Annotated in this window: 8 protein-coding genes; 2 read left to right on the top strand and 6 right to left on the bottom strand. The window is 48.2% G+C overall.

Annotated elements, in window-relative coordinates:
- Positions 1–60: 60 nt before the first annotated feature.
- The 3 genes from ACYVGO_RS18365 to ACYVGO_RS18355 form a co-directional block, all read right to left on the bottom strand.
- Entirely contained in the window at positions 61–2,676 is a 2,616-nt protein-coding gene (locus tag ACYVGO_RS18365) for an ABC transporter permease (protein WP_460970492.1), read from the bottom strand.
- A gap of 89 nt (positions 2,677–2,765) precedes the next feature.
- Entirely contained in the window at positions 2,766–3,092 is a 327-nt protein-coding gene (locus ACYVGO_RS18360; protein WP_142772089.1) for a PadR family transcriptional regulator, read from the bottom strand.
- 219 nt (positions 3,093–3,311) lie between these two features.
- The gene (locus ACYVGO_RS18355; RefSeq protein WP_142772090.1) at positions 3,312–3,701 is read right to left on the bottom strand and encodes a winged helix-turn-helix transcriptional regulator; all 390 of its coding nucleotides are present in this window, start codon (positions 3,699–3,701) and stop codon (positions 3,312–3,314) included.
- A 155-nt stretch (positions 3,702–3,856) separates the two neighbouring features.
- Here ACYVGO_RS18355 and ACYVGO_RS18350 point away from each other — a divergent pair, with 155 nt between their 5' ends.
- Both ACYVGO_RS18350 and ACYVGO_RS18345 read left to right on the top strand, forming a co-directional pair.
- On the top strand, positions 3,857–4,219 hold the full coding sequence (locus ACYVGO_RS18350; protein WP_460970491.1) for a DoxX family protein: 363 nt from the start codon (positions 3,857–3,859) through the stop codon (positions 4,217–4,219).
- Between the two features lie 97 nt (positions 4,220–4,316).
- On the top strand, positions 4,317–4,781 hold the full coding sequence (locus ACYVGO_RS18345) for a hypothetical protein (RefSeq protein WP_460970490.1): 465 nt from the start codon (positions 4,317–4,319) through the stop codon (positions 4,779–4,781).
- A 62-nt stretch (positions 4,782–4,843) separates the two neighbouring features.
- On the opposite strand, the gene ACYVGO_RS18340 is transcribed toward ACYVGO_RS18345, so the two are convergent.
- The 3 genes from ACYVGO_RS18340 to ACYVGO_RS18330 all read right to left on the bottom strand — a co-directional run bounded on the left by ACYVGO_RS18340 (position 4,844) and on the right by ACYVGO_RS18330 (position 12,901).
- Positions 4,844–7,489, bottom strand: a complete 2,646-nt coding sequence (locus tag ACYVGO_RS18340) for an ABC transporter permease (protein WP_460970489.1) — start codon at positions 7,487–7,489, stop codon at positions 4,844–4,846.
- 69 nt (positions 7,490–7,558) lie between these two features.
- The gene (locus ACYVGO_RS18335) at positions 7,559–10,168 is read right to left on the bottom strand and encodes a permease prefix domain 2-containing transporter (protein ID WP_460970488.1); all 2,610 of its coding nucleotides are present in this window, start codon (positions 10,166–10,168) and stop codon (positions 7,559–7,561) included.
- Positions 10,169–10,258: 90 nt separating this feature from the next.
- Positions 10,259–12,901, bottom strand: a complete 2,643-nt coding sequence (locus ACYVGO_RS18330; protein ID WP_460970487.1) for a permease prefix domain 2-containing transporter — start codon at positions 12,899–12,901, stop codon at positions 10,259–10,261.
- Between the last annotated feature and the right edge of the window lie 33 nt (positions 12,902–12,934).

Raw genomic sequence — 12,934 nt, 5'->3', positions numbered from 1 at the left:
ATAGTCTTGGTTACGTTAGGGGTATTATCCATTGTACATTATCCATTTTTCATTAGCCATTTATTCCGACCGTAGGGAGGTAACTGGATTCATCAACGCGGCTTTAATGCTTTGGAAACTCACCGTCAGTAAGGCGATGCCTATGGCCAAAGCCCCCGTTAGCGCGAAGACCCACCATTCGATGGCAATACGGTATTTGTAGGCTTGCAGGAACTTGTCCATGGTGTACCAGGCTACGGGCGACGCAACAAGGAAAGCAATGAACACCAGCAGTAAGAAATCCCTTGATAGCAACGAGACAATGTTTGGTACGGTGGCCCCCAGTACTTTACGCACGCCAATTTCTTTAATCCGCTGTTCGGCCATGTAGGACGACAAGCCGAACAGTCCCAGACAGGAAATGAAGATGGCCAGGATGGCGAAAATGCTTGCCAACGTGCCAATGCGTTCTTCGGCCGCGAATTTTTTCGTGTATTCCTGATCAGCAAACCGATACTCGAACGGGGCTGCGGGATTGATTTTTTTGAAAACGGCTTCCAGCTTTGGCAATGCTTCCCGGACGCTCACCGTAGGATTCAGCTTGATATGGATAATATTGAAGCCCCGTTCTTTGGAATCGATCATAAAAACAGTTGGGGTTACCGGCTCGAAAGGAGAGGTCATAACCATGTCTTTTACGACCCCAAGCACTTTCCAGTTTTTACCGTGCCACTTGATGATTTCGCCAACCGGATTCTTTAATCCGGTTAGTTTAACGGCAGCTTCGTTCAGCAGGAAAGTCGAGGAATCGCTGGTGAACTGCCTGGAGAATTCGCGGCCTTCTTTGATTTTCCAACCTACTACTTTTCCGAAATCGGGCGTGACCAGGATGGTGCCGAACGAGGCAGCCCGGTTTGGGTCTTTGCCGCGCCAATCCAGATTGTTGGCCGATGACCAAATGCCCGTGATCGGACTCGACGATTCGCCCATGTCGGCCACAACGCCCGTTGCTAACAACTCATTCCGAACGGCATCGTAGTTGCCCTGGATTTCGGGCGTATTCATCGTGATGTTAATCAACCCCTCCCGGCTGTAGCCAATCGGTCGGTTTTTAGCGAATTGAATCTGGCGAAAAACAATGATCGTCCCGATGATCAGCGTAACCGAAACCGTGAACTGCATAACGACCAGTACTTTGCGGGGAATGGACGCAAACCGGCCAATATTAAACCGTAGCGACGGACCGTGTCCCTTTAAGACTTTGATCGGTTGAAACGAAGAGAGATACAGTGCCGGGTAACTGCCCGCTACGATGCCGGTGAACAAACTAAACCCAATACTGAAGATCCAGAACCGCGCATCTGTCCAGCGCATCACCAGTTGCTTGTCGGCCACCTCGTTGAAATAGGGCAGAATGAACCACACAAAAGCTAACGACAATCCAAATGATAAGGCCACGACCAGGAACGATTCACTAAAAAACTGACCGATCAACTGGCCTCTCTGCGAGCCAATCGCTTTCCGAATACCGACTTCTTTGGCCCGTTTCTGAGAGCGGGCCGTACTTAGATTCATGAAATTGATGCAGGCCAGCAACAGAACAAACACACCGATAATACTAAACAGCCAGACAAATTGAATGCGCCCACCGGCATTCACCCCGTTTTCAAAGGTTGAATACAGATGCCATTGATTCATAGGATGTAGAAAGAGAGCCGACCTGGTCCTATTCTCGTCCTCAGCGTTCTTGCGAAACAGGTCTTTAATTTTTACCGAAACATCGTCGAAACGACTGTTCGGGTTGAGTTGCGTAAAAATATCGAATGAGCTACTCCGCCAATTGTGCCTGTCCTCTTTATTCTCAAAGAGCAGATCTATCGGCGCAACGAACGTAACATCGGTAAAGGCCGAGTTGTGGGGTAGATCTTCATAGACCCCCGTTACCTGCACCGTATATTTATTGCCAATTTTAACGGCTTTCTGAAGCGGATCAGCATCGCCAAAAAGTGCCTTGGCTACCGATTCTGAAAGCAGAACCGAGTTGGGATCTTTTAAGCCCGAGCGCGTTCCTTTGATCATTTTTAGCGTCATTAAGTCCGGAAATTCCGCTTCGGCATAGTTCCCCGTCTTCGTGAATTTCTTATTCTGGTAGGCAATGATCTGCTCGAAACCTGCCGTTGAGGCCACTACGTACTTAAAGTCGTTAGGGTATTTCGTTCGGAGTTCCTGGCTCAATGGCATGGGCAGGGAACTGAAGGTTTGAACCCCGTTCTCCAGTGTCTCATTCTCCAATACCTGCGCAATTCGGTCATGGTTTTGATGGTAGGAATTGAACGAAAGCTCATCATAAACCCATAAGCCAATCAGCATGGCTACAGTCATTCCTACCGACAAACCAACAATATTGATCGCCGAATAACTTTTATTACGAACAAGATTTCGCCAGGCGATTTTGACATAGTTTCGTATCATGGTCGCATTTGTTGGTTGAGGGTAATTATTGTATTGGTAAACAACTGGTTTCCATTTTAGTAGAGAAGGTCGTACTAAACTCAAAGCATCCTCCAGGTATCGCCAGCGGGCTTTTCGTAAGCCCATTAATTTGACTCGTTGCTGGAACAATTCATCCAGATCGCTTTCCAGCTCTTCCACCAGATCGGGGTGGAAGAGCCAGCGTAGTAAGGGAGTTATCTTCATAATGGATACTGCATGATGAATAATGTAAAATGGAATTGTGCGGTCATGATCATTTTAGTGCATTGGACATTATCCATTATTCATTCTTATCAGGACCAGACAGTGTTTGGAATCGAATCCCACATTTGATTGCGCACGTGCCGAATCTCCTGCAACGCCCGTCGCCCGGCGGCAGTAACCGAATAAAGTCGCTTTCGTCGTCCGCCACGTTCAGCAGTCATTCCCCCGAGTTCTGAAGTGACCAGCCCTTTTTCGGCGAGCCGGTTTAGCGCCGAATGAACCGCACCCAGATTTACTGAGCGATTCATTTGCTGTTCAATCTCCGTGACAACGGCAGCTCCGTAGGCGTCTCCCGACCGAATAGCCACCGCCAGCAACACGACCTCTTCAAATTCGCCTAAGTACGTTCCCTTCATCAGAATCTATTAGTTGTGTATATGTATAACAAATGCTCGGCCAAACTAAAAAAAGTGCCACTCCGTTCAGGAATGGCACTTTTTTCAATTTGGCTTAGGTTTGGCTTGTCCAAAAACGGACAGATTCTGTACGCATCTGGACAGGAATTAAACATTTTTAGACAGGATTACAGGATGAACTTGTTATATACCTGGACAATATCTCAAGCAGGTGTGCATCTATTTTTTGCCGAGAATCCGCTCCCGATGCTGAACTCCCCATGTTCGTAAGGCCTCAATAACGGTATCCAGCGTATGGCTATATTCGGTTAATTCATACTCAACCGTAACGGGCATAGTGGGGTATACATGCCGTATCGCAAACTCATTCATCTCGAGTTCCTTCAGTTCTTTGCTCAGCACTTTGGCTGTAATGCCGGTTACCAAGCGCTGTAATTCCCGGAATCGTTTCGGGCCATCACGCAGCGCAATGATGATTGGTAGTTTCCATTTTCCATTTAACACGTAAAGGGCATCCTGTACGGCCTGCAAACTTTGCGTACAGGCCGCATTTGAATGGGCTGGCTGTAAACCTGTAACCGGAATGGCTTCTTCAATGGCTGTGCTCATAGATTAAAGGTACTAGTCAGAACGTAATTGACCATACGGTATCCCAAAGGATAGCGCTATCCTTTGGGATACTGCTTACAAATGGATAGCGGGTTTAGGTAGGTTTGTGACATCAATACGTAGCCAATCAAGGCTATTGTAAAAACACTCTACCTATGAATCCCAAAATAACACGCATTCTAACCAGTATTATGACCGTTCTGGCCGCTGGAATGGCCATTCTTAGTGGTATTATGAAGTTAACCCAATCGAAAGAGATAGTTGACACGCTTACTAAAGTAGGCGTAGGGTCAAGTGCCATTCCATTAGGTCTGATGGAAATTGGCTTTGCGGCTCTTTTTCTCTACCCCAAAACTATGAAGCTGGGTTTCATTTTGTTGTCCTGCTACTTTGCGGGCGCTATTGCTACTGAACTATCGCACGGTACTCCGTTTAATGCGGTCATGCCCCTTGTGCTGATCTGGATTGCGGCTTTCTTACGAGATAGGTCGATCTTTTTGCCAACTGCAGCCGTATAATTGTATGGACATAATAGAGACAAGGCATTCCTTGTCTCTACATATACCGTTATTCAATAAGTGGTATATTCAACCAGGATTAGTTGATGGATATACCATGAAAACCGTGGACAAACGAATCAGGGTTGGGTTGTTGCTGTTCTGGGCGCTTTACTTTTCAATTGTACTTGTTAGTAACAGCGCCGATGCCCTAAATGCCTTATTGCTACTTCCGTCTGGCTGGCATTTCGTTTCGGGTAATTACGGGCTGATTCAGAAAGTAGTAGCTATGTACGAGCCTCCGGTCTGGCTAGCTGGTTTTATGTTTGCGGGTGTCATTCTCTGGGAGGCACTTGGGGCGATTCTTTTCTGGAAAGCGTTTCGCGTAACGCTTCGGCAGAATCCAAAACAGAGCGTTACGGTACAGGCTGCGTTCGGTATCACAATTGGCTTATGGGCTGCCTTTATCCTGGCCGATGAAGTCTTTCTGACGTACCTACTTGGTGGAATCGCATCAACGCATTATAACCTTCTCATTGCCGAACTCGCTACGTTTATCCTGTTCCGACAGTTGGATGAATAGGGTGGAGCCGGGAGCGCGGAGCAGGGCTAGGCGTTTCCGCGCTCCGCGCTCCCGGCTCCACCCTATTCTGACCGTAGGGAGGTAACCGGATTCATCAATGCGGCTTTAATACTCTGGAAACTCACGGTCAGCAAGGCGATACCCAGACCCAGCAGACCAGGAATAGCGAACAGCCACCACTGAATCTCAGTACGATAGGGAAAATCCTGTAACCACTGACTCATCGCGTACCACGTAATGGGCACAGCAATGACAATGGCTAGTACTACCAGCTTTAGAAAATCGGTAGACAGCAACCGGACAATACTAGTGACCGATGCGCCCAGCACTTTCCGAACGCCAATTTCTTTGGTGCGCTGCTCAGCGGTAAAGGCGGCCAAACCAAAAAGACCCAGGCAGGCAATGAACAAGGCAAAAACCGTAAAGACGCCAAACAGGCTAGCCAGCCGAGCTTCCGATTTGTAGATGTTGTTAAAGGTCTGATCTAGAAAATAGTACTCGAATGGCTTTTCTGCGTTCAGCTTCTGATACGTTTTCTCGATGCGGTCGACTGTTTGGGGCAGATCGGCACCCGGTTGGACTCGGATGTATAAACTGCCTCCTATTGCTGCCATTGCGCTGGCCGTGTCTTTAGCGACAAACAGCGCCAGCGGTTCGTTAGAATCGTTGATATTGGTGAAGTAGAAATTGCGCATAATGCCGACGACTTCACTCTGGCTAGTACCAAACGATAGTTTCTGGCCCAGGGGATGGCCGTCGAAACCCATTTTTCGGACGGCTATTTCATTCAGAACTACGGTATTGGGAGCCGCCAGTTGCGTTAAGGCTGGTTTGCTTTTCCAGGGAATTTGCAGCGTTTCGGCAAATTGGTCATCCACCGACAGCACATGAATGCTCACGTCTTTTTTGGTGGTTGGCGACTGCGTAAAGAAAATATTTCCACCTTCCTTATAGAGTACCGATGATGCAGCGGCTACCCGCTCTACACCCGGCACCTGTCGTAGGTCATGTTTAAAGACGCCATATTGTTTCGCCAGTGATGCATCCATGGGTACCACTAGAACCCGGTCTTTATACAGACCTAATTTCCGGTTTTGCAGGTGCTGCACTTGTTGATAAATCAGCAGACTACAGCCAATCAGGGCAATCGACACTGTGAACTGCACCACAGTGAAAACCCGCCGGACCTGTATGCCTCCGCTACCAGGGGATAGGGTACCTTTTAATACACGGACCGGGCTAAACGACGATAATAACAAGGCCGGATAGCTGCCCGAAATAAGAACGCAGCCCACCAGCAATGCCAGAGCTGCCAGGCCGAATGTGGGGCTGTAGACGAAAGACGCATCCATGTCGAGTTGCAGTAATTGGTAGAAAGAAGGCCGCATAATCTGCACTAGACCTAGAGCTAGTCCAAAGGCTAATACTGTAACGAGTATGGACTCACCGTAGAATTGTCCGGCCAGTTCATACCGGCCCGCCCCCATCACCTTCCGAACACCTACCTCGCGGGCACGTTGCGTAGCGCGGGCGGTTGTCAGGCTCATGTAATTTATCAATGCCAGCAGCAGTGTCAGGGCGGCAATAGCCAGAAAAATAGAGATATAGCGTGAATTCGCCGTATCGCCGAAATTCATACCCAGGTGAACGCTTGTCAGCGGGTCGATGAGGTAAGTTGTGCCTTTCGGGTCTGCCCCCGATGCTTTTACCAACGCCGGTAGTGTGCGAAGAATGCGAGCCGTATCGGCTGATGAACGAAGCAGGAAAAACGTTTTGAAACTGCCCCCCTGCACATATGGACTATTGAGAGACACGTCATCGTCGTTGATAACTCCTTCCCGAAGACGTTCTACTGCCGGGTGACTCTTGAGCGAAGCTACAAAATCGAACTGTAGGGTTGAGTTCGACGGTGGGTTTTTCAGGATACCCGTTACCTCGAACCTGAGTTTGTTATTAAACGTAATCGTTTGGCCAATGGGGTCATCGCGACCGAAATAGCGCTCGGCCATTCGCTCCGTCAGGAGCACCGTCATGGGCCGAAGCAGGGCTGTTTTAGCCGATCCTTCTACGAGTGGAAACGAGAAGATCGTCAGGAACGACGGGTCGGCCATGATAAATTTATCTTCAAAGAACTTGCGCTCGGGGCTGGATTTGATCACAACTCTTCCTTGTGGCGTACCGATACGCACCCAATCGAGTACCCCAGGATTGGCTTCCTGAATGGCTGGGCCAAATTGGGCCGATAGCCGATCGGATTGAATTTCCTGTTCGCCAAACTTCATTCGGGTATAAACCCTGAAAATCTGGTCGGCGTTGGCATGGAAACGATCGTACGTTCTTTCGTGAACCACAAACAGCAAAATCAGCAGGCTGACCGCAATGCCGAGGGCTAGCCCGCCGATGTTAATAAGGCTGTAAAACGTACTCCGCTGAAGGTTTCGGAAGGCAATTTTGAGATAGTTGCTTAACATAGCCGGATTCATTAAATAGGTTCCTGAATAGTCATTGATCGTCGGTTTTTTCTTCATCGCAAATGGTTTGATAAAACCAATCACATCCCACCAATAGCGCCAGCGGGCGCGCCGTTCGCCAACGCGTTCGACCTGCCAGGCAAACTCTTCGTGTAAATCCCCCTGCACTTCTTCCCGCCGGTGGGGAGCGCAGAAGAAGCGGAGAAGTTGGTCAGCTAAGCGGGGTGGTTGTTTCATAGCAGGGGGCAGGGAGCGCGGAGCAGGGTGCTTGAGAAATTCGCGCTCCCTGCACCTTGCTCCACGCAGTTATTCAGATCGTAAACTCTTCACCGGATCCATTAGGGCTGCTTTAATAGCCTGATAACCAACCATTGCTAAAGTGAGTAACATAATGGACAGTCCAGCAATGATAAAGACGCCTATGCTCAGATCCACGTGGTACGCAAAGTTGTGGAGCCACCGATTGAGTGCCCAGCCTATTAGAGGAAATGCGATTAACAGCGCAATGCTCAACAGTTTCATAAAATCTATGGATAGCATGACGGCTACATTCCCAACCGTAGCGCCCAACACTTTCCGAATGCCGATTTCTTTTTGTCGTTTTTGGGCCGTAAAAGCCGCCAGTCCGAATAGGCCCAGGCAGGAGATCAGGATGGTGAGTCCGGCAAAATACCGCGATAAGAAGCCAATCCGGTGTTCGGCAGCATAGAGGGCTTTGTAGTTCTCGTCCAGGAATTGATAATCAAAAACAAGCCCTCTGTTATGAGCCTCAAACGCTTTCTGAATTCGAGCTATGGTTTGTTTTTCGGTTCCTCCCTGAATTTTCACCATAACATTAGGCAGTACCGGATAGGCCTGGAAAAAGCAGGGTTTTACCGTTGAATAGAGCGATTCAAAGTTGAAATTCTTTACAACACCCACAATCGTCCTCTGGCGATCCCAGAACTTGACGGTTTTGCCGATGGGACTTTTCAAACCCATGCTTTTGATGGCGGCTTCGTTGAAAATAATCTCATTCTGAGCATTCGGGTTATTAGAAAAACTTCGTCCTTCTTTTAGTCCTATGCCTAAGGTCTCGATGAAATGGTAGCCCACTTCAAGATTGGAGAATTCAATATCCTGGCCCTGCGGTTTACCCGGCCATTGAAAGCCGGAAATAGCACCGTGATCGCCCGTTAGGTTGTGGTAATAACTCGACGCGTTGATGACACCGGGAATGGTTTTGATTTCACCAAGAAATGCCTCAGCGGCTTTTAACTTAACAGAATCCATTTCCAGCGGAATTTCGAAATGGATAATATTGTCCCGGCTATACCCCAGATTTTTGGTCTGTATGTAGTCGATTTGACGATAGATAACCAACACCGAGACAATAAACAGAATCGAGATCGTGAACTGAAAAACCACTAATCCTTTCCGTACCAACAGTTCACCAATGGATGTTTTAAGCTTCCCTTTCAAAACTGCCGTTGGATTGAAACCGGATAAATACAAGGCCGGATAACTTCCGGAAAATAAACCGGTTAGCAGGGTTATAGCTAAAATGGATAGGATCAGTCTGCTATCAACGCCCAGACTAATGTGTTTTCCAGTAATCGAGTTGAACTGGGGGAGTAGCAGAGCAGCGAGGATAAGAGCCATAATCAAGGACAAAAAAGCCATCAATATCGACTCGCCCAGGTACTGAACAATAAGCGAGCTACGTAACGCACCCACTACTTTTTTGATCCCCACTTCCTTCATGCGTCCGGATGCCTTGGCTGTGCTCAAATTCATGAAATTGATGCAGGCAATGAGCAGAATAAAAAGGGCGATGATGGAGAATAGGCGTACGTAGGCAATTCGGCCACCAACCTGTTTGCCATTCTCGAACTGGCCGTGCAGGTATTTATCTGAATACTTAATCGCGATTAATTGGGCCGTCTGCTTCTTATCTTTTGATGCTAAGAAATCCTTGATTTTGCTGTTAAATCGATCAAGATCGGTACCTGCCTTCAACACCAGAAATGTACTGGGATCACTATTGCCCCAGAATTCCATACCAGGCCGCCTTGTGGTAAATACATCAAAGCTGAACAGGAGATCAAACTGCTCGGTCGCATTAGGTGGGTTGTTCGCGAAAATACCACCGATCCGATACAAGCCACTAAACTCACCCTGATCCCATTTTATGGCTTTCCCAATTACGTTAGTAGTGGTTCCGAAGAGTTTCGTCGCCAGGTTTTCCGAAAGTGCGATGGTTTGCCTATCTGCGAACAGGCTGGTTTGAGTACCCTGCAAAAAAGGACAGGTGAAGACATTGAAATAATCCTTTCCCACAAACTGGCCACCCGCTTTCAGGCGATTTTCGCCAACCGAAATCACCCCTTTACTGGAAAACCAGGAGGCCGGGACAACAGTGACTGCATGGTCAATTTCGGGCATTTCTGCGGCCAGTGCATTGGCCAGAAGACCCGGTGTATGGTTGATTGTTTTAATCCCATCTTCATTGACGTGATTCGCCATCACCTGAAAAAGCTGGGCGTCTTTTTCATTGTATTTATCAATCGTTAATTCATCCGTTACCCATAGATAAATCAGCAATGTACATGCCAGGCCGGTAGACAAACCAATCAGATTAAGGGCGGTGAATTGTCGATCTTTCAACAAGTTCCGCCAGGCGATTTTGATATAATTTCGGAGCATAGTCGGGTTCATTGAGTACATTGTTGACTGCTGGGCTTTGGGTTGACGCTTTACGGCAAATGGCTTGATAAATCCCAGTACATCCCACCAGTAGCGCCAGCGGGCACGCCGTTCGCCAATACGCTCAACTTGCCAGGCAAACTCCTCATGCAAGTCCCCCTGCACTTCTTCCAGCCGGTGAGGGGCGCAGAAGAAGCGAAGAAGTTGGTCAGCTAAGCGGGGTGGGGTCATAATGGGTAATGAATAATGGATAATTAAGGGGGGTAATCATGATCGTTCTGGGAATTATTCGTTATACATTGTTCATTATTCATTACGCACTTATTCCGACCGAAGGGAGCGTACTGGATTCATCAACGCGGCTCTGATGCTTTGGAAGCTGATGGTTAGAACTGCGACAGCGATCGTCAATAGGCCGGTTAGCGCGAACATCCACCACTCAATGGGAATCGAATACGCAAAGTCCTGCAACCATCGACTCGTAGCCCACCAGGCCAGTGGAAAGGCAAGAATAGTGGCAATGAGTACCAGACGAAGGAAATCGCTGGACAGTAATACGATGATTCCGGCCACCGTGGCCCCCAGCACTTTTCGAATGCCGACTTCTTTCGTACGTACCTGGGCAGCATAGGCCGATAAACCAAATAAACCCAGACAGGAAATGAATATAGCGAAGATGGCAAACACGTTCAGCACATTGCCTACCCGTTTTTCTGAATCATAGAGACGAGCCATTTTTTCATCCAGGAATGTGTAGATGAACAGGCTACCGGGCGACAAACGAGCTAGGGTAGCTTGAGCGAACTGTAAGGTTTCGTCCAGTTTGTGTCCCTTGATTTTTAGCAAAAAGTAATTGGCTTGCCCAGGATGCTGAACAATAACCAGTGGATCTACTGTGGTGTGCAGAGAGGCAAAATGGAAATCGTTGACAATGCCTACAATCTCCCCTGTATCTCCTAAGGATACAGCTTTTTGACCGATGGGCGAATCCAGTTTGAGCGCTTTGGCGGCCGCTTCATTCAGAATAATAGGAAAGTGAGCGGTATTTGCATTCCTGACGAAATTTCTACCCGCTTTCAGCCCAATCTGTAACACGGGGAGTGTGTTTTCATCAGCCCACATGAAGCGTAGTTGACTCGCATCTTCGGATTTTCCTAGTGGAGTAAGCATATCTGTGCCGAATCGATCACCCGGTAAGGTTGAGATTCGCGCTACGTTTGTGATGGCTGAATTTTTCTGAAACTCCTGCTGGATCGTGTTGGCTTTGTCCCACATGTCACGCCCGTACAATTTCACGGCTACTACCTGATCCTGATCGAAGCCCAGATCTTTCGTCTGGAAAAACTTCATTTGCCGGTACACGACAATCGTGCTGAAGATCATGAATACCGAAACACTGAACTGGAACACAATCAGGCCTTTTCGAACCAGTGTGACGGAGGAAAACTGACTTTTCTTTCCTTTCAGGGCGTTAACGGGATCGAAATTAGAAATGAATAAGGCTGGGTAAAAACCGGCAATCAGGCTGATTAGGCCAATCAGTAGTACCAGTAGCAGCGCGTTCGATGCCGTGAACAATTGACCAAAGCGAAGCGATTTCGCGGCCAGTTCATTATAAAAAGGAATGGCCAGCCGGAATAAAAGAAAGGCGACTAAAGCGGCTACCAGCGTCAGGATGAATGATTCGCCCAGAAACTGCTTGATTAGTTGACCTTTGCGGGCGCCTAATGCCTTTCGAACACCCACTTCTTTCATTCGATTAAATGCCTGAGCCGTGGCCATATTGATGAAATTCACCGAGGCTAACAGCAGAATAAACAGGGCCGCTATGGAAAAAACGTAAACGTAGGTGATGTCGCTATTCGGCCCCATTTCCTTCTCCAGCTTCGAGTGCAGGTGGATGTCTGTAATGGGTTGGATAGGCGTTCTTCGGGTTGTCAGAATTTCTTTTCTGGTTTCGCCTGTAACCTCATAGAATTTTACCATGAAGTCTGGCATTCGTGCTTCTACATCCGCACGTGAGGCACTGTTATTCAGTACGACGTAATTATAAAAGCCCGCCCAATCTCTTCGTACCAGCCCACTTTTGTCGGTAGAGTTATAATAGGTGGACATAGAAATCAGGTAATCGAACTGCAAATGCGTTGGGAACGAATAGGGTTTTATGACGCCCGTTACGGTTAGTAAGCGTTTGTCCAGATCATCCTGAATTTGTTTGCCCAAGGGGTTTTCATTGCCGAAGTATTTGGTTGCCATCGCTTCGCTGAGTACAATGGCGTCGATCTGTTTGAGAGCTGTTCGTGGGTCACCTGTCACAAACGAAAGGTCGAATACTTCCACCACGGTCGAATCAGCATAATACCCGCTTTTCTCCTCGAACTGCTTCGGCGCTCCACCAGATGGTACATAGCTGAACACCCGATCGGGATAAGGCCGATGGAATCGGGCAACGCTCTGAATCCCAGGGATTGCCTTTTGCATTTCTACTCCCAAAATGGGCGATGTAGCGGCCCATTGCCGGTTTTTCTCGCCAATATTTTCCGAGGTGATTCTGAAAATCCGGTCTGCTTTTGAAAACCCTTTGTCATAGCTCAGCTCTTCCCGTACATGAAGAATCATCAACAGGCTGCAAGCCAGCCCTAAGGCCAGTCCGGTTATGGTAAGCGTACTGTTTAGTTTGTAGCGAAGTACATTTCGCCAGGCGATAGTGAGATAGTTGCTCAGCATAGCAGTTGTTGTTGGGTTGGGATACGCCCCGAAGCGTCCGATCGTTGACTTTCTATTAATTGCAAATGGCTTGATAAACCCCAGTACATCCCACCAGTAACGCCAGCGGGCCCGGCGTTCCCCGATCCGTCCAACTTGCCAGATGAACTCCTCATGCAAGTCCCCCTGCACTTCCTCCAGCCGGTGGGGAGCGCAGAAGAAGCGGAGCAGGCGGTCAGCTAAACGGGGCGGGGTCATAATGGATAATGTAAAATGGATAATGGATAATGA

It is taken from the genome of Spirosoma migulaei, from assembly GCF_054776855.1.
The sequence above is the reverse complement of the archived record's forward strand: the minus strand, read 5'-3'. Positions and strand labels throughout refer to the sequence as shown.

Coding starts and splice junctions, on each gene's coding strand:
- ACYVGO_RS18365 (WP_460970492.1), bottom strand. CDS start 2,676: ATGAAGATAACTCCCTTACTACGCTGGCTCTTCCACCCCGATCTGGTG.
- ACYVGO_RS18360 (WP_142772089.1), bottom strand. CDS start 3,092: ATGAAGGGAACGTACTTAGGCGAATTTGAAGAGGTCGTGTTGCTGGCG.
- ACYVGO_RS18355 (WP_142772090.1), bottom strand. CDS start 3,701: ATGAGCACAGCCATTGAAGAAGCCATTCCGGTTACAGGTTTACAGCCA.
- ACYVGO_RS18350 (WP_460970491.1), top strand. CDS start 3,857: ATGAATCCCAAAATAACACGCATTCTAACCAGTATTATGACCGTTCTG.
- ACYVGO_RS18345 (WP_460970490.1), top strand. CDS start 4,317: ATGAAAACCGTGGACAAACGAATCAGGGTTGGGTTGTTGCTGTTCTGG.
- ACYVGO_RS18340 (WP_460970489.1), bottom strand. CDS start 7,489: ATGAAACAACCACCCCGCTTAGCTGACCAACTTCTCCGCTTCTTCTGC.
- ACYVGO_RS18335 (WP_460970488.1), bottom strand. CDS start 10,168: ATGACCCCACCCCGCTTAGCTGACCAACTTCTTCGCTTCTTCTGCGCC.
- ACYVGO_RS18330 (WP_460970487.1), bottom strand. CDS start 12,901: ATGACCCCGCCCCGTTTAGCTGACCGCCTGCTCCGCTTCTTCTGCGCT.